Raw genomic sequence first — 17,814 nt, 5'->3', positions numbered from 1 at the left:
CTCAAACGGTCTCAAATATAATATTTTGGATTTTTTTTACCCGATATCATACTCAAAAGTGACAAATGTTTGATTAAAAGCTGCGGCGAAATCAGACGTCCGCATGATGCTATTTTGTAAAAAAAATCTTAATTTCACGCAAACAACTTAGCGGAAGTTTTGTCATAACAATATAATCTTAAAGCAATATGGTAATTTTAAAAGTTGGTACTGAAAATGAACCTGAAAAGCAGGTTGAAATAGTTACAGAACGAGGTGTTTGGGGAAGCGGAGCCTATAAAATTTTTGCCGCGAAATTTTTGAACAGGCTGTCTCATAAAGAAATACCCAACGAACCTACTGATAAAAATGACCCGAACTTTTTGGGCGAAATAAGCATAGATAAGGAACGGGAAAAATGGGAATACAAAGGCACTAAGCTTAAAATACCCGAACTGAAAAAAATTGTAGATTTTATATTTGATTACAAAGCACCCGACACCGTTTACTAAGCATTTAAAAAGAAAACCTATAGATTGATGCGGTTATTTGTGTTTTAAACGTTTACACAGATAACCGCAATTTTTATTTGTCGATGTCATTCTGATCAATATAAGCGCTATCCAGGTAAAACAGCTGCGCGCTGTCATCCGCAGTTGAAAATATGGAAACGATTAATTTATAGCGCGGGTTATAATCCTGTATACCCCGGGCTTCCTGCCAGGCGTTTATACCGCCCGAAACTTCGGTAGCAAACAGTTTTTGTTTGGCAGTATCGTTGGCCATGAACGTCGTAGGTGGTACCATGAGTATTGGCATAGTAACCGGCGGCATCAAGCCCTTAGCGTCGATAAAGTACTGGTAATTCACCTGCATTTTCATCTCGAAGGATGCATCATCAGCTGCATCTGTTAATGCTTTCATAAATAGTTCAAGGTATTTTTCTAAACTGAGTTTAGTGGTGCCTTTATTCAGACTGGCAATATTTAATTCTACACCCGTCCAGGATAGCCCGGGAGAGAGTTTTTGGCTGGGGATTGCACCTTTAATATCATAAATAAATTTATTGTCGGTTTTAAAAAAACCACCGGTTGGTTTGGGCAACAAATTTTTGTTACGGCAAATGCCGACCGTGCTGCAAAGGTTTTGTGTCTGTATGGCATTAAATGATCCAAACCTCATCAACCTGCCCTTACGATCGCCCAAAGTATCAGCAAACTGTAAAGCCCCGATACCCGATGAGTAGGTATAGCTCTTAGAAATAATTTCCTCTGTATCTAAAGTTTTGGCGAGGGTTGCGTGGTATCCCTCTATGATCACCTGCGGCAGTTCGACCTGTTTGGGGGCTTTTTTGTCCGCGTATACCGTTACCATTAGCCTGTTATCATCCCCGGTATCTGCTGAGGTCTCTTGAATGCCAAACACATTGGAGTTATCAAACGAGGTAGTTGCCGCTATAGCTGGCTCGGCTCGCCGCACCTGTAAAGATTTTTTTACATTTGTGATCAATTGGGTGAAGGAAATTAGAGCCTGAAGCGCGATTTTATAGTTTATACTATCCGTTTTCGTAGCGGGCTTTATTTTTCGCAACGCGTTCTTCAGGTCGGTTTTTATCGATGGATATACGCTTGCAAATTGTGCCAGGCTTTCAAACAGGTCGCTTGAACCTGAAACGGCAGCGTTAGCAGGTAACGTTTTTTCATTAACAAACAGTTGAGCGGTGATCACATCCTGCGCAACCGTTTGCGATGCGTATTCACAGTTATAATTCCATAACAGGGCTGACGGAATGGTTACCGCGTCATCTTCACAAGTTTTTTCGTTTACCTGCGATACCAGCGTGGGCAGTGTTGGATATTCGCGAATAACAACGGGTATATCTGCATCAAATGCGGGCGAGGGCTCGGAAAGTAATAGGGTAAGTATGATATTCGAACCTTTGTCTGTTGTGTAATCGACCTGTGTTGGCCTGAATTTAGCGCTAAAGGACAAGTGTGTTTGCTGCGCCGGACTTTTCAGGTCTATCGCAAAGGATAAAAATGACTGTGCTTTACAATAGGCCTCCGGACTTAGTTTTATTGAAGCGCTATGGGTTTTCAGGCCCGATTTTTTATACGGAATTGACACGGGCGTTACATCGCCTAAAAGTTTAACTATGCCTGTATCGCCGTTTACGGCAGCAGACACATCATATTGTACTACGGCGGTTGTTGAATAAAAATTATACAACCGATCGTTTAATAGTTTAGTAAGGCAGGCAACTGCATCATCAAGGTTTGCGGTCTGTCCGGCAATTATCGGCGAAAGCTGGTTAACCAACCCACTGATAATACCCTTTTTAGCCTGTGCTATATCGTTCAGCAGGTCTCCATGCTCCGGACTCTGCAGTTTATATAATGCGCTACAAGCGAAAACCTGTTTGATATGTGTTGGGGTAAACAGGAAATCGATGCCCCGCAGCACTTCCCGCATCCACGTATCAATATCCACACCATCAAACCGCAGGTATTCGGGCGGGGTTTCCCAATTAATGCCGGTACCGGTTTTATACGGGCGTATGGGTGTGCTGCTGTTGGTAACAAGGGTTGTTGATAGCGGCGCCGGTGCTATGGCCATCGCCGTACCTGCTATAATGTTATAAAATATTCCTTTGCCTGTATTATTGTTTGCCACGCGTATCACCCATAACTGGTTTAAGTTGTTACTGCCGGAATGACTGATGCCGGTTGCAAGTTTTAAACGGCAGTCATCGTTTTTAAAAACCAATTCGAATTGTTTGGCAAAGCTAACCAGGCCTGTACCAATGTATGGCGATATAGGTGTAACAGCAGGTAGGGCAGGCAAGCCGGTTTCTGTATCCACACTTGTGATAGTAAGCGTAGTTTCTACTTCAAATACATTTTTTAAGTTGATGCCTTCGGTAAGTGCGAAGAAGACTGAGCGGCTAACCGGCGTTTTTAAAGTTAAGTTGCTATTGCTGGAGTTGATACATTGTTGCAGCCATGAAATTACGATATTGATAAATGCCAGCGTACTGGCGGTTTGCTGCCTTGAAAACGGATAGGTAATGGCAGGGGTGAGGCTGGTAAATAGTGAAAGATTAGTGACCGGTAATTTTTCGGTCGGTTTTTTCTTATCGGGTGCGTACTTCCATCTTAGCTGACGCCGGATATTTTGAAATATGATCAGGTCGTCCATCGCGTTTTGTATCCATTGCGGTATTTCCGTATCACTGCCGGATAAAGCGGTGGCTGATTGGTAACGACTGATATCGAACGAGAAAACAATTTGTAATTGCGGAACAATATCCGCACGGCGAAACTTATACTTCACAAACGTAGAAGGCCATTTATTAAAGCCAATAATATCGGGGATACTCGCTGGCGCTTTGTGCTTTAATGAAAAGGTGTCGCCGCCAGTGTTTGTAGATAAGCTCATTATAAAAAGTGTAAGGTTTAAGGCATTAAGGTAGGCAAAATCTGCCGAATAACAATAGATATGTATTTACATTAAAACACGCCTTAAACCTTAAACTTAACACTTAATGATGACGGATCGCTTTAGCCGTTATAAGCATCTTCTATACCTTTAACATCCAGCTTCACCATTTGCATCATGGCCTGCATAACACGGCCGGCCTTTTCCTTGTCGTTATCGCCCAGGTACTTTATCAATACAGACGGTGTTACCTGCCAGGAAAGCCCGAACTTGTCTTTTAACCAGCCACAAGCTACTTCCTGGCCGCCTGCGGTTAGTTTTTCCCAATAATAATCAACTTCCTCCTGTGTTTGGCAATCTATAACAAATGATACAGCCTCGGTAAACTTATATTGCGGGCCTCCGTTCATGCCGGTAAATTCCTGGCCATTTAAAGTGAATGACGCTGTCATAACGGCCCCTTCCGGCCCGGGGCCTGCCTTTGAATACCTGAGGACGTTATTTACGCTAAAATTTTTGAACACGGTTTGATAAAATTCCATAGCCTCTTCCAGGTTGTTATCAAACCACAAAAATGGGGTTATCTTATTCATGACGTTTTATTTTGTTGTTTATTTACACAAAGTTATCCTGTCATCTAACATCCCGAAAGGGGCAAATACGACCAACTTGGGGGTGTATGCCGACTAAAGCCATGTAAATGGATCGCCGGATGGTACGTGCTGTACCTTCAAATCTGTAAGTTTTGGCTGCAACCAATCAACAAAATAATCCATGCCGGGGTCTTCACTCATATTATGACCAAGTATGATCAAAGAGATCTTTGAGCCTAACAGGCGGGCGTCGCGTATATATTCGGCGGTTTCCCACTCAGATAATTCGCCAACAATAAGCACGTCTGGTTTTTGATTTATCGCGACACTTACCTGCATTTGCCCGCCCGGCGCGCCCGGTAAATAAGTTACCCGGCTGCAGTATTGGTTAAGATCACCTATAATGCGCAGGTGGGTGATACCTAATGATGTTTTAAGGTGTTTAACCAAAGCCGCTAAACTGGTTTGGGGGATGGTGATAGTTGGTGTGTTGGTTGTAAAGTAGGGGAGCCAGTTTAACTTCTTCATAGCCCCGTATAACATTGCATCCGGTTTTAAACTGTGAATATAATCATGGCAGCGCCAAACCGTAGTGTGCTGTGCCTTTAACAAAGCTTGTTTTTGCCTCGCCAAATCGTTATTGTTAACCCAATTGATATCATCACGGTGATTATAAAAGGTTGGTTCGTGCGCTATAATGAAGTTGGCGCCAAGCTTTGCGGCCTCTTTTATCACCTCCACTGTAGCAAACATGGTGGTTACAATGCCCGTGACGATCAAGCCCGGCTCACCCGATTTAAGCGTATCAACCGTGCCCTTGATGGGTAACAGGTTCCCCTCTTTCATGATCAAGTCAATAATATTTTGTACCGTATACTGCTTTCGCGACGGCAATATCTTTGTAAAAGCCGGTGTTACTGAAGATAATGCCAGGCCGCCGACTGAGATAGCGGACGCTGTAATGAATTTCCGGCGATTGAGTGTGGTTTTGGCTGATCTTTTCATTTTGAAACGTGTTTATTGCAATTTATCAAATCGATGGAAATATGCAATACTGTAAAAGCCGGGGATACCATTTTGCCCGGCTTTTACACGCCCGCTGATCAGTGCCGCGCCATTAATGCCAAAGGGTGCCTACCAGGCCCAATACAATACCCATCCATAAGCCTATGATAAATACGATAAGGCTTATTGCATTAGCCAAAACCTTTTTCCAGGTGCCGGCAGTAAGCAGGTTTACGTAATAGTGAAACGCACCGCCTACTGCGCCGGCAAACGGAACAATAAGTAGTGGCCTAACCATCCATAACTTGCCCCATTCGGCGCGCGGGTGGTTAACGGGAAGTATAAATGTAAGGATCACGATCAATCCGATCCCCGCGCCAATTAACATGCGTTTGGTTAATATTGCCGCGTCAACTCGCTGTATTGAAATGTTTTTTTGTATCATAATGATTAAATGAATTAAGTTAAATATTTGTTCCCAATAATAAAAGTACTTTGTGTTGCAAAGTTATTGTGTTTTACTTTGAAATGCAAAGTGAAAATTAAATATTTTAGCTTGAATGCACGGGTAGGGCGGCGAGCCAAGCGCGGGTTTGATCGCAGCTTAAAAAGATAAGTCATGTAGTCGCGAAACACCCTTTTATTGTCATTAATGCACCTCACATGCGTGGCCTGCCAGCTTTTACCTTTGGCTTAAGCAAAAATTAAAACAGAACAATATGAGAAAGATCAGGATATTTGAACACATCTCGCTGGATGGCGTGATAGAACATGCCGGCGATTATACTTACGGCGCATGGACCATACCATACCGTACTCCTGCGGGTGCCGGTATGCTGCTTGAGGCTTATGGCCCAAATTTTGACTTGCTGCTTGGCCGCCGCACGTATGATATATTCAGCGGCTATTGGCCTACAGCCGGCGACTTTCCAATGGCAAACGCTATAAATGCCGCTAAAAAATATATTGTAACCCACCGGCCCCAAAGCCTGGAATGGGGGCCGGTACAAGGTTTGGGTGGAGATATCGCAGATACCATACGCGATCTTAAAGCTGCTGATGGCCCCGACCTGGCCGTAGTAGGGAGCTCGACGCTGACTTCAATATTGCTTGATCAAGGACTGACTGATGAAGTGGTGCTCATCACTTACCCGGTTTTATTGGGCAAGGGAAAACGGTTGTTTACAGAAGATTTCGACGCCCGTAAGCTCGAATTTGTAAGCTCGGTAAGTACCGCGACAGGTTTACTGTTAAATACTTATAAGCACATAGGTGCGCTAAAAGATTAAATATAACTCAATACAATGAAACAAAAGCCCATGTATACAAACATCGGGCTTTTGTATGCATATCTCTTAAGATACGGTTAGCAACCTTTGCGGGGGGCATGCTTATAAATTATTTTACCATCCCGTTCTGCATACTCGCCTGATACTATTGGATATGCATACTTAGGCGCATACGATACACTATGGCTTTTTATGATCATCCTGTCGTTGATCTTCAGGCTTTTTAGTTCTTGAGGTTCATCGTCAAATCTAAGAATATAGTCTTCGCCATTTATCCGGGCCATCACGCCGAAACCTAATAACGAGCCCGGCGGAAGGGAGAGAGAGGTTACAACAGCCTCCATGTTGGTATAATCTGTAATTTGCTTCCTTATTTTAGCCGCACCGGCATATACTTTTTTACCCGCGGGGGATGCTTCCCATTTTTTATACCTGATACCATCAGGCGAAGCCTCCCATTTTTTGCGGTCATCTCTATGAGAAGTTTCGTTTTTCATCTTACGATTGGCAAATACCATCCCGCTTACTATAACCAGCGGTAAGATCAGCGCATACATTACTTTTTTCATATTTTATGTGTTTATTTAATTGATACCACGAAGCTACCTGCATATCTTTCTATCTGAAGAACCGGGATTGTAAATAAAAATGTAAACTTTGTAAATAAAACTTAACACTATGGTTGATAGCCGAAACCTGCTTTCCGGAAATCGCAAATTCTTGTTCGGATTGTTGATACTCTTGTTCATTGCGGTAACAAGCCTGGCTTTTAGTATGGCAGGCAGCGACGATTTTGACCTTGCCCGGAGGGAAATTTTGCTGCGAAGGATAGGGCACGAACTGCTGCTCCAGTCGGGCGATAGCACATCAAGGGTGCTTCCGGTAAAAAAGGTCGCAGCCAATGAATACCAGATCAGTTTCGAAAACCGGTTCACTTTTCAACCAACCCTCGTGGTGAATACTATTAGCCGTGTGCTGGCTAATGATCCGCTCACAAGTGACTATGTTGTCAATATTTTAAACCGGGGCACCAACAGTGTGGCCTATGGATTCGCTGTATCTAAAAACAGGAAAGATGATATTGTACCGTGCAAAGGAAGAAAGCAACCCCGCGAATATTATGTGATCGACGTGAAATTTAAGCCAACGGGAGTAATTACAATAAAAAACGGATATGTTTTGGGCAGCCTGCCGATTTTAGCATTTGTTGGTTTTGTGTTCTTTAGGTCCCGAAAGCCGCGAAGAATATCTATTGATAATCAGCCAACTAATATGTTAACTTTAGGTGCAGGATTGTTTGATGCCACCAATCGTAAGCTTATCATAAATGGAAAATCGATAGACCTGACCGGGACTGAAACGCGTTTGCTGCGTATCTTCGCACTATCGCCAAATGAAACGATAGACAGGGGCCGGCTTCAAAAAGAGATATGGGAGGACGAAGGTGTTATTGTAGGCCGCAGCCTTGACATGTTTATCTCAAAACTCAGGAAAAAGCTTGAACCCGATCCTAATATCAATATTGTCGTTGTACGCGGCAAAGGGTATAAGTTGGAGGTTAGCGGTTGATAAGGATAGTAAAGCTGACATAAAACAAAAAAGCCCGATACGGGCATGTATCGGGCTTTGTACTCAGAGCGGGAATCGAACCCGCACTCCTTTAACGGGAACAGGATTTTAAGTCATGTTCCTTGCGGTTTCATCCGAGGCAAAACAGGCTTATTTATACTTTAAAAGCGTTTTTTGCATCAGATAAAACCGCATAATGTTGATAAAAACCGCTAAATGTTTCACCAATGTTTCACCCGTATTTCGTATCTTAGTATCAATAAATCAATAAGATATGGCTTCGATAAAAGTACGTTTGCGCGAACGTGAGAGCGCTAACGGTGAATATGCGATTATTATTCAAATTCTCAAAAACCGCAAAAAGTCGGTTATCACATTAGGGCATTCGGTCAAAGAAAGTGATTGGGATGCAAAAAACGCCAAGGTCAAAAAGTCGCACCCTAATTCAGCCTGGCTAAATAATTTAATCGCAAAACGCGTTAGCGAGGCAAACGACAAACTTATCCAGCTCGAAGTAAATAATACCGATACCTCCGTACATGTTATCAAACGCGCTGTAAAAGCGGCAAAGGATAACACGTTTTTCAAACAGGCAGATTTATATATTGCACGACTTGAAAAGGCCGGAAACTTCAATCGCGTTTCGGCAGAAAAGCCACGCGTGAAGCGCGTAAAAGAATTTCTGAATAACCGTGACGTACATTTCTCGGAAATCGATGTAACGTTCTTAAAAGACTTTAAAACATGGCTTAAAGGCACCCGCACGATTACAGAGCGCACAGCTGTCAATCATTGGGTGGTCATTCGTTCGATATACAATCAGGCGATAGCCGATAAACTGGTTGACCCTAAATATTACCCGTTCGGTAAGGGCGGGGTTATTATTAAGTTCCCTGACAGCAAGAAAAGCGGGTTAACACCTGCTGACATCGTTGCGCTGGAAAACGCTGAATTAAAAGACGAAGCTAACCACGCCCGCAATTTATGGCTGTTTGCTTTTTATTGTGGTGGGATGCGTGCGTCAGATGTCTTGCGCCTAAAATGGTCTGATTTTGAAGATGGTCGCCTTTATTACAAAATGGGCAAAAATGAGAAAGGTGGTTCTTTAAAGATAACCTCAAAGATTGAAGCGATATTATCTCAATACAAACGCGATAAGCCAAAGCATGATTTGGTATTTCCTGATTTAGAAAAGTTACCCGACCTTAACGATAAATCAGCAACGCAGGCTTATATTAAAGTCCGCATAAAATCCAACAATTACCACATGGTTGCCGCTATGGAAGCGGCTAAGGTAGATAAGAAAGCCACATCGCACAAAACCCGTCATAGCTTTGCACAAATGGCAAAAAGTGTCATTCCTGCTTATAAGCTACAGGAAATATTCCGGCACTCTGATTTGAAAACAACAGAGGGCTACATGAACAACAATTTTGTAAACGAGGAAATCGATAGTGCGATGGACGATGTCATGGCCCGGCTTGACACTGCGCCAATTAGCTAAAGTATAAGTTTCCAGCTTCGGCTAATAAGCTCTCAAAAATTATAATGGAAGACTTCTTCGTAATCATAACTCACATTAACACGGATACGATTACCGAGTTTATCATTAACTTGTGCTACGGTTGCTATGTTTGGTTGAACACCTACTGCAATTAGTACTTTAACAATCTCCTCCTGTATTTTTTGAAGTTTTAATTTGCCTTCTTCTACAAGCAATTCTTGTTCGTCGATTTTATTTTTATTAGAAATCAATAAATCAATCTCCTGTGTGGGTGTTTCGGAGATATGTTACACCCTATTCCGTGGCAAACTGACCACCTATTTTGCTGGCAAAGAAATGCAGCAGATGCTTTAGCAGCATAAAACAAAGATAGCTTATTTACCTTTTCCCAATTGGTCTGGTGGCGCTCATGCTTTTTCTTAGAAGCTTGAAACACCTGGGTAGTTACCGCATATCTCTTTCGGTAATCATCGTCCATCGCTTTAATAGCGGCTTTACAGGACCATTTCCCTTACGCGATCAGGCTCCCGATTAACTTTTTCATCGGGTCGCCATATCACGCTTCTAAACAGCACAAGCAGTATCTAAAGCGTAGTTACAAAAACGGGGTGGTCAGTTTGATCCGGAATACCCTGCTCACTTTGAATCCGGAATGGGTGGTCACTTTAAATCGGAATCAGGTGGTCAATTTCAGCGGAACCTCCACTCAAGCTAAACGGCCTTGAAATTGCTGTATATGTCTCACTGAGTTACAATTAAAATGTTTCACCAATGTTTCACCCAAAAGAAAAAGGCAGTTAGTGTCTTTCACCTAACTGCCTCATTTTCAAGTACTCAGAGCGGGAATCGAACCCGCACTCCTTTAACGGGAACAGGATTTTAAGTCCTGCGTGTCTACCAGTTCCACCATCTGAGCAGGCGATTAACCTTTTAACAATAAATCCCTTCGGTTAGGAAGGGATTTGAGCGAAAGACGAGATTCGAACTCGCGACCCCGACCTTGGCAAGGTCGTGCTCTACCAACTGAGCTACTTTCGCGTTGGTGTTTCCTGCTTGGCTTTCGGCGTGTGCCTTATTGCGTTTGCGGGAGTGCAAATATAGACAGAAATGAATGTTCTGCAAGGAAAAAATGAACTTTTTTTAAAGTTTTTTATAACTCGCTGTTTTTCAAAACCTCCGCGGCCAGGTCGGTTTCAAAACCACGGCTTAAGGCATACTGTTGCAGTTTATACCGGCGTTTATAGGGGTCCTTTTCGGGCAGGGTGGCTGCTTTTTTCTGCATTAAGCGGGTAAGGGTATCCATATAGTCGCTTGCATCAATGGTTAAAAGCGCCTTTTTTATTAGTACAGGCGATACGTTTTTAAACTTCAGTCCCTGCTTTATCTTTATTTTACCCCAGCCTTTTTGGTTAAACTTGCCTTTGGTGTAGGCCTTGGCAAAGCGGTCTTCGTTTAAATAATTCTCTTCAATCAGTCGGGTTATTATGTTTTCTACCGCGTCGGGCCACAAGCCCCAGTCATAAAGTTTGTTGCGCACTTCCTGTTGCGAGCGTTCCTGGTAGGCGCAGTAATGTTCCGCTTTAGCCATGGCAACGTTTACATCAGTGATCTTTACTTTTTTCGGCGTATCCATTAAAATCAAAATACGTTAAAATTCCATTCAAATCCTCACAGGATCGAAACTGTGTTCAAGCTCAAATTAATTATAGTTATTACAAAAAGGTGTTTACACCCTGTTTATTTAAAATATTTAAAAGTAATTTTATGATATCTAAACACATATTACATGAAAAAACTTTTATTTATTACGATGGTGCTTTTTTGCATAAAAGCCAGTGCCCAAACGGGCGGAACAACTACCACCCCGGTAAAAACTGAAGCCGAAATAAAAGCCGAAGCCCAGAAAACAGCTGTACTTTTAGCGCAAGAAAAAGAAAGTGAGAAAGCTAAATTGAACGCTAAAGACAGGGCCAAATTTGAAAAGTACGAATCGAAGAAAGCGCTTAAGCGTGCCTTGAAAATAGCGGAGCACGAAGACGAGGTAAGGTTAGGGAAAGCGGTAGCGGGCAATCGTGTAAATTATTCGGCACACGTGTTAAGTACCAATTTTATTATCCCTATGGTTCGCGTCAATTTTTTAGTTAACGATCCTGCCGCGATAGAAAATAAAAAAGCGAGTGTATCTTTGTTTAATTCAGTAGGGGCAGGTGTGGGTTATTCGTGGGGCAAACTGGAAAGAATTACCAGTGCCGACGGCACTGTGATATCGCAGGAACTAACTAACCGATTAGGCTTCCAGGTAGGAGTTTTGTTTGCCGCAGGTGGCGGTGGCAGCGGCACCAATACCCAAACAACCACAGAAACTGATCCGTCAACATCCGCAACATCCACTACCACCGTGACCAATAATCAGGGGGCAACCAATATTTTTGCTTTAACAGCAACTTTTAGTGTGTTAAATTTTCAATTTGGGGGCGGTTATGAATTGGGTACGCTAACACCGGGGCACAGACGGGGATTTGTAACGATAGCGTATTCCATCCCGCTTTCGACATTGATAAAAGGTGGCTTTTGGATATTGAAGAAAAAACCTGTCCCGTCAGACAACTCAGACGATTCATTAAGACAATGATAAGTAAGGCAACAGGCTGACCACAACCTGCCCATTTTTTGTTGCCACTTGCTTATTAAATCCATCAAAAGTGTACGATATTAGTGCCATGCAAAATACTTACACTATAAACGATGTAAAAGAGGTAATAAACGCGGGCGGCACCGTGGTAGAGGATACCGCCATCAGCGTACTGCTAACAGATAGCCGGCGGATAAACAACCCCACAGGAGCGCTGTTTTTCGCGTTGGGTGGCCGGCGCGACGGGCATGAGTTTATTGCCGACGCATATACATCGGGTGTGCGCAATTTTGTGGTTAACCATCAGCCGGATACTATAATGCCCGATGCTAACTTTTTAGTTGTGGCAGATGTATTGGCGGCTTTACAAACACTTGCAGCACATCGCCGCAAACAATATGATATTGAAGTTATCGGCATTACCGGCAGTAATGGTAAAACTATTGTAAAAGAATGGCTTTACCAGCTGATGTGTCCCGAAAAGACCATAGTGCGTAACCCTAAAAGCTATAATTCGCAGATAGGGGTGCCGTTATCAGTTTGGCAAATGAACCAAACGCACAATTTAGGGATATTTGAGGCTGGTATATCAGCGCCGGGCGAAATGGATAAACTGGAAGCTATTATACAGCCAACAATAGGTGTGCTTACCCACATTGGTACCGCTCATGATGAAGGCTTCGAATCGCCTGAGCAAAAGCTATCCGAAAAATTGAAGCTGTTTAAGAATTGCAAAAAGCTGGTATATAATTATGAAGCCCTGCTTGATTATAAGGATGAACTGAAACTACGCGACTGTTTTTCCTGGAGCCGCAAATTTAACCTGGTTGACCTGTATGTATTTAGCGAAACCACCATATCCGGCAAATATTACATGCGCGCCATTTACCAGGAGAAAGAGATCGAGTGCCTTTTACCTTTTCGCGACGAGGCTTCGATAGAGAACGCCATAGTTTGCTGGGCAACCATGCTGGCCATGGGCTACAGCCCGGCAGATGCGGACGACCGTATAGAGCGCCTTGCCGCCGTGAGTATGCGCCTGGAGCTGAAACATGGTATAAATGATTGTTCCATTATAGATGATTCTTATAATTCGGATATCCAGTCGCTTGAAATAGCGCTTAATTTTTTAACCCAGCAAAACCAGCATCAAAAGAAAACCCTCATCCTGTCGGATATTTACCAGTCGGGGCTGCAGCAGGAAGCATTGTACAGGCAGGTTGCCGAAATGGTAAGCGCAAAGCAAGTTGACCGGCTTATTGGGGTAGGTACGTTCTTGCAGCAGTATAAGGACTATTTTAACCTGCCGCAAATGCATTTTTATGCAGATACGGCATCGTTGCTGAAGGAGATGAACAGGCTGCACCTGCACGACGAAACCATCCTGATAAAGGGCTCAAGGAGTTTTGGATTTGAGCGGATAAGTCGCGCCCTGGGTCAAAAAGCACACGAAACGGTGCTAGAGATAAACCTGAACACCTTACTGAGTAATTTAAATTTTTATAAGGCCAGGCTAACGCCGGGCGTTAAAATAATGGCGATGGTAAAAGCCTTCTCATACGGCAGCGGAACCTTTGAGGTTGCAAATATGCTGCAGTATAACAAAGTAGATTATCTTGCGGTTGCATATACCGACGAAGGTATAGCCCTGCGCGACACAGGCATTACCCTGCCTATAATGGTACTTAACCCCGAACCGCTGGCTTATGACAAGCTGGTTGCCAATAAATTAGAACCGGCTATTTACAGCTTTTCTTTACTTGACGAATTTGTGAAGTTTGCCCAGGATGAGGAGATATATAATTACCCGGTACACATTAAAATTGATAGCGGTATGCACCGCGTTGGTTTTGAAGGCTTTGAAATTGAAGCTCTTTGCGACCTGCTGGAGATAAACCCTTATATACAAGTACAGTCGGTTTACTCGCATCTGGTGGCAAGTGATGCCGAGCAGCATGACCTTTTTACCTTGCAGCAGATCAGCATATTTGAAAAGGCCTTTACACAGATTGAGGAGGCTTTGGGTTATAAAGTGATCAAACATATCAGCAACACATCGGGCATTATACGCTGGCCAAATGCGCACTATGATATGGTAAGGTTGGGTATTGGCCTGTATGGAGTGGATGCGGCTGTACCGCGCGAGGAAAGCGGTTTGCAGCCTGTTGCTACCTTAAAAACCACGGTATCGCAGGTAAAAAAGATGGCCGCTGCGGAAACTATTGGCTATAACCGCAATGGCAGCCTTAAAGCCGATGGTAAAATAGCAACCGTGCGTATTGGCTATGCCGATGGTTACCTGCGCGCTTTTGGCAATGGAGTGGGCCGTATGCTGGTGAACGGAACGCTTGTGCCAACGGTTGGCAATATTACCATGGACATGTGTATGCTTGATGTAAGCAATGTAGAGGTAAAAGAGGGGGACGAGGTAATTGTGTTTAATGAGCAGCAACGTATAGAAGAACTTGCGCTGCAGATAGGCACCATCCCGTACGAAATACTAACAAATATTTCACAGCGGGTAAAAAGAGTGTACTTTTACGAATAGATGTGCAAATGCGCAGATTTTAGGTGGATATGGAATCCAGATTTAGTCGTTCAAAAATCACTAAATTACTAATTACCTGATGAAGAGAATATTCCGTGCCCTTTTAAATTATTTTATCAAAGGCCTGCTGATTGTTGTGCCGCTTGGCGCAGCTTTTTTCCTGATATTCTGGGTCATAGCAAGCATCGATACATCGCTAAACCTTAGCAGCGAGCTATTGGTTGATAATAAAGGTAAACCTTTATATATACCGGGTTTAGGTATTTTAACCGTAATTGTTATTATTTTAATAGCCGGCGTGTTGGTTACCAACGTGATAACAGATCCCATTAAAAAATGGTTTATGCGCTGGCTCAACCGCTTGCCGTTATTTAAATTCCTGTATTCATCGATAAAAGACTTCACCGGGGCGTTTGTAGGCGAGGAGAAAAAATTCAACGAGCCAGTTTTGGTAGAAGTTAACGAATTTGGACTAAAAAAGATAGGTTTCCTGGTTCAGAAGGACATGAGGGCGCTTCACCTCCCTGGCGAGGTAGCGGTATATTTTCCAATGTCGTACTCGTTTGCGGGGCAGGTGGTTATTGTATCGGCAGATAAAGTAAAACCGATAGATAAAAATGCCGCCGAGGTGATGAAGTTTGTCATATCCGGCGGGGTTAGTGGCCTGGTGTAGAAGCATTTTGCGGCAGCAGCTTTGGGTCTTTCTTTTTAAAGCTGCGTATGGTCAATATCACACTGATAAACATCAATACCGCGCCCATTAAAAACGGTGCCCCGGGGAAATAAACCGATGCGCCTTTGATGGTAAAGTGATGGAACAGGGTGGTCATCATCAGCGGCCCGATAATGGTTGTTAAGCTTACCAGGCTGGCAAGGGCTCCTTGCAACTCGCCTTGCTCATTGGCTGGTACGTTCTCAGATATAAAGCCCTGCAAAGCCGTGCCACCTATACCACCCAGGCAATAAGGTATCATGTAAACATACATCAGCCAGCCAACGTTGTTAAATGCTATTAATACCAGGCCTATACCATAAAAGGCTATCCCGGCCATAATATTTTTTCGCAGGCCAAATTTGGGTATTGTCCACCGCACAAAGCCCCCCTGTATACCTGCGATCAGCAGGCCTATAAAAACACCCAGGGCGCTGATGCTGTGCAGTGTCCATTGAAACTTTTCTATCAGGTAAAAGGGCAATACGCTCTCGATAGCCTTTTGGCCAATGTAAACTATGGTATAGGCGGTTATTAATGTGCTAATGGCCATTGAATACTTACGGAGTCTTAACAAGGACCCAACCGGGTTGGCGCGTTTCCACTCGAACCTGCGGCGGTGCCTCAATATCAACGACTCGGGCAATACAAAGTAACCATATAACGCATTTAATAAAGCCAGCCCGGCGGCTACTATAAATGGCAGCTTTATCCAGTAAGCACCCAAAAATCCACCTAAACCAATACCAAGGATAAAGCCTAAGCCGGTTGCAGCGCCTATTAAACCAAAATTGGCAGCCCGTTTATCGCCGCTGCTTACATCGGCTATGTAGGCAGTGGCTGTGGTGGTGCTTGCGCCTGCTATGCCGGCAATAAAACGCCCGGCAAAAAGCCACAATATAGTTGGGGCAAAGGCCATAAAAAGGTAATCAATGCCAAAACCAAGCAGCGAGAACAGCAGCACCGGCCTGCGGCCTATCAGGTCGCTCAGGTTGCCCAACACCGGCGCGAATAAAAACTGCATAGATGCATAGGTAAATGTAAGCCATCCGCTGTACTGGCTGGCCATACTAATATCTACGTGGCCAAGTTCTTCTAATAGTTTGGGCAGGATAGGGATGATGATACCCAGCCCCAATACGTCTATAAATATCGTAACGAAGATAAATCCTAAAGCAGCCTTGCCGTGTTGAACAGGTTTACTCATAAAATATCTTGTTAATGTAAGCTGCGGTTAAAAGATGGTTCATCTGCAGATCGTTTTTCTTTTTTGAAACTACGTACGGCAAGTATCGCGCCAATGAGCATCAAAGCCGATGCCACAAAGTATGGTGCGCCCGGTAAATGAACGGGTGCGTTATCAGCAGTAAAGTAAGCAAATATCCAGGTCATGAACCAGGGACCGAAAATAGAACTCAGGCTCATCAGGCTTGTTAGGCCGCCCTGCAGTTCGCCCTGCTCGTTCTTCGGTACCTCGTTGGTCATCACCCCTTGCAGGGCGGGGCCGCAAATACCACCTAATGCGTAAGGTATCATAAAGGCAAACATCATCCAGCTTTTGTTGGCCAGGCCAAAAAGCAGCATACCTGCAGCATATAAAATAAGCCCTATCCAAATGCTGCGGTTTTGCCCAAGTTTGGGTATCGCTATACGTATTAAGCCACCCTGTACCAGCGCTATCATTGCTCCTATAAAAGTTAACGAATAGCCAACCGTAGCCACGCTCCATTTAAACTTTTCTATTGTATAAAATGTCCATACGCTTTGTACCGCATGGCCGGCAAAATAAACAATGAACAGGCACGTAGCTAATCCAATTACGGCCGGGTATTTTTTTAATTGCAATAACGAACCCATTGGGTTAGCACGCTTCCAGTCAAATTCGCGACGGTGTTCTTTGTCTAAAGATTCGGGGAGGATAAAAAAGCCATAGGCCGCATTTAAAAGTGCCAGGGCCGCCGCTGCATAAAAGGGGTATCTGGTATCTAAATTACCCAATACGCCCCCTATAAATGGGCCGATAATAAAACCAAGCCCAAAAGCCACACCTATCATTCCAAAGTTTTGGGCGCGTTTGTCGGGTTCGCTAACATCGGCAATATAGGCAGATGCTGTTGTAAAGCTTGCCCCGGTTATGCCTGCTATAATGCGGCCCACAAATAACCAGCCTATGGTAGGGGCAAACGCCAGGAAAAGATAATCGATACCGAAACCTAACAGCGAGAATAAAAGTACCGGCCTGCGCCCGTATTTATCGCTGAGGTTGCCCACCATTGGCGAAAACAGGAATTGCATAACTGCGTAAGCCACGAGTAATAGCCCTGAATATTTTGAAGCCTGGCTGATATTGCCATGGATAAGCGTTTCTATGAGTTTTGGAAACACAGGAATGATAATGGCCAAGCCAATAACATCAATAAGCAGGGTGATAAATATAAAACTTAGTGCGGCCTTTTTTTTAGGTTGGGTAAGCAAGTCCATTGCCGTAAATAAACAACTAATAATTTAAAACTAAGTATTAATTATCAGATAATATTTGGAACTT

16 protein-coding genes and 2 tRNA genes are annotated in these 17,814 nt (G+C 43.6%); 7 read left to right on the top strand and 11 right to left on the bottom strand.

From position 1 onward, the window contains the following. Window positions 1–188: 188 nt before the first annotated feature. Window positions 189–491 carry a hypothetical protein gene (locus HDC91_RS03590; RefSeq protein WP_162432184.1) on the top strand — a complete coding sequence of 101 codons (303 nt, stop codon included), beginning with the start codon at window positions 189–191 and terminating at the stop codon, window positions 489–491. A gap of 73 nt (window positions 492–564) precedes the next feature. On the opposite strand, the gene HDC91_RS03585 is transcribed toward HDC91_RS03590, so the two are convergent. The 4 genes from HDC91_RS03585 to HDC91_RS03570 all read right to left on the bottom strand — a co-directional run bounded on the left by HDC91_RS03585 (window position 565) and on the right by HDC91_RS03570 (window position 5,460). After that, window positions 565–3,417: a hypothetical protein gene (locus HDC91_RS03585; RefSeq protein WP_183548514.1), complete on the bottom strand. Its 2,853-nt coding sequence runs from the start codon at window positions 3,415–3,417 to the stop codon at window positions 565–567. A gap of 122 nt (window positions 3,418–3,539) precedes the next feature. After that, window positions 3,540–4,010: a VOC family protein gene (locus HDC91_RS03580; RefSeq protein ID WP_183548512.1), complete on the bottom strand. Its 471-nt coding sequence runs from the start codon at window positions 4,008–4,010 to the stop codon at window positions 3,540–3,542. Window positions 4,011–4,103: 93 nt separating this feature from the next. Then, window positions 4,104–5,015 carry a Nif3-like dinuclear metal center hexameric protein gene (locus HDC91_RS03575; RefSeq protein ID WP_183548510.1) on the bottom strand — a complete coding sequence of 304 codons (912 nt, stop codon included), beginning with the start codon at window positions 5,013–5,015 and terminating at the stop codon, window positions 4,104–4,106. 112 nt (window positions 5,016–5,127) lie between these two features. Further along, a complete protein-coding gene (locus HDC91_RS03570) occupies window positions 5,128–5,460 on the bottom strand; it encodes a potassium transporter KefB (RefSeq protein ID WP_183548508.1) in 333 nt (110 codons plus the stop codon). Window positions 5,461–5,734: 274 nt separating this feature from the next. Between HDC91_RS03570 and HDC91_RS03565 the strand changes: the two genes are divergently transcribed. Beyond that, the gene (locus HDC91_RS03565; protein WP_183548506.1) at window positions 5,735–6,304 is read left to right on the top strand and encodes a dihydrofolate reductase family protein; all 570 of its coding nucleotides are present in this window, start codon (window positions 5,735–5,737) and stop codon (window positions 6,302–6,304) included. A 77-nt stretch (window positions 6,305–6,381) separates the two neighbouring features. Here the strand turns inward: HDC91_RS03565 and HDC91_RS03560 are convergent, their stop codons facing one another. Then, on the bottom strand, window positions 6,382–6,873 hold the full coding sequence (locus tag HDC91_RS03560; protein ID WP_183548504.1) for a hypothetical protein: 492 nt from the start codon (window positions 6,871–6,873) through the stop codon (window positions 6,382–6,384). 109 nt (window positions 6,874–6,982) lie between these two features. Between HDC91_RS03560 and HDC91_RS03555 the strand changes: the two genes are divergently transcribed. Then, on the top strand, window positions 6,983–7,873 hold the full coding sequence (locus tag HDC91_RS03555; protein WP_183548502.1) for a winged helix-turn-helix domain-containing protein: 891 nt from the start codon (window positions 6,983–6,985) through the stop codon (window positions 7,871–7,873). A 274-nt stretch (window positions 7,874–8,147) separates the two neighbouring features. Further along, window positions 8,148–9,377 carry a site-specific integrase gene (locus tag HDC91_RS03550; protein WP_183548500.1) on the top strand — a complete coding sequence of 410 codons (1,230 nt, stop codon included), beginning with the start codon at window positions 8,148–8,150 and terminating at the stop codon, window positions 9,375–9,377. 32 nt (window positions 9,378–9,409) lie between these two features. Here the strand turns inward: HDC91_RS03550 and HDC91_RS03545 are convergent, their stop codons facing one another. From HDC91_RS03545 to HDC91_RS03530, 4 genes are all read right to left on the bottom strand, one after another. Then, a complete protein-coding gene (locus HDC91_RS03545; protein ID WP_183548498.1) occupies window positions 9,410–9,628 on the bottom strand; it encodes a hypothetical protein in 219 nt (72 codons plus the stop codon). Window positions 9,629–10,208: 580 nt separating this feature from the next. Beyond that, a tRNA-Leu gene (locus tag HDC91_RS03540) sits at window positions 10,209–10,293 on the bottom strand. Between the two features lie 49 nt (window positions 10,294–10,342). Next, window positions 10,343–10,415: transfer RNA gene (locus HDC91_RS03535), tRNA-Gly, on the bottom strand. 112 nt (window positions 10,416–10,527) lie between these two features. Continuing rightward, window positions 10,528–11,010: a regulatory protein RecX gene (locus HDC91_RS03530; RefSeq protein ID WP_183548496.1), complete on the bottom strand. Its 483-nt coding sequence runs from the start codon at window positions 11,008–11,010 to the stop codon at window positions 10,528–10,530. A gap of 153 nt (window positions 11,011–11,163) precedes the next feature. Here HDC91_RS03530 and HDC91_RS03525 point away from each other — a divergent pair, with 153 nt between their 5' ends. The 3 genes from HDC91_RS03525 to HDC91_RS03515 all read left to right on the top strand — a co-directional run bounded on the left by HDC91_RS03525 (window position 11,164) and on the right by HDC91_RS03515 (window position 15,230). Further along, on the top strand, window positions 11,164–12,009 hold the full coding sequence (locus tag HDC91_RS03525) for a hypothetical protein (RefSeq protein ID WP_183548494.1): 846 nt from the start codon (window positions 11,164–11,166) through the stop codon (window positions 12,007–12,009). Between the two features lie 70 nt (window positions 12,010–12,079). Next, entirely contained in the window at window positions 12,080–14,557 is a 2,478-nt protein-coding gene (locus tag HDC91_RS03520) for a bifunctional UDP-N-acetylmuramoyl-tripeptide:D-alanyl-D-alanine ligase/alanine racemase (protein ID WP_370576787.1), read from the top strand. Between the two features lie 79 nt (window positions 14,558–14,636). Continuing rightward, window positions 14,637–15,230 (top strand): DUF502 domain-containing protein, encoded by a 594-nt coding sequence (locus tag HDC91_RS03515; protein WP_183548492.1) that lies wholly within the window; start codon window positions 14,637–14,639, stop codon window positions 15,228–15,230. Here the strand turns inward: HDC91_RS03515 and HDC91_RS03510 are convergent. Then, the gene (locus tag HDC91_RS03510; protein ID WP_183548490.1) at window positions 15,214–16,476 is read right to left on the bottom strand and encodes a TCR/Tet family MFS transporter; all 1,263 of its coding nucleotides are present in this window, start codon (window positions 16,474–16,476) and stop codon (window positions 15,214–15,216) included. The genes HDC91_RS03515 and HDC91_RS03510 overlap by 17 nt on opposite strands. Before the next feature lie 11 nt (window positions 16,477–16,487). Next, the gene (locus tag HDC91_RS03505; RefSeq protein WP_183548489.1) at window positions 16,488–17,750 is read right to left on the bottom strand and encodes a TCR/Tet family MFS transporter; all 1,263 of its coding nucleotides are present in this window, start codon (window positions 17,748–17,750) and stop codon (window positions 16,488–16,490) included. Window positions 17,751–17,814 lie beyond the last annotated feature (64 nt).

The sequence above is a fragment of the Mucilaginibacter sp. AK015 genome, assembly GCF_014200785.1.
Lineage (GTDB): Bacteria > Bacteroidota > Bacteroidia > Sphingobacteriales > Sphingobacteriaceae > Mucilaginibacter.
Note: the sequence above shows the minus strand (reverse complement) of the source record. Positions and strands in the feature narration are given on the sequence as shown.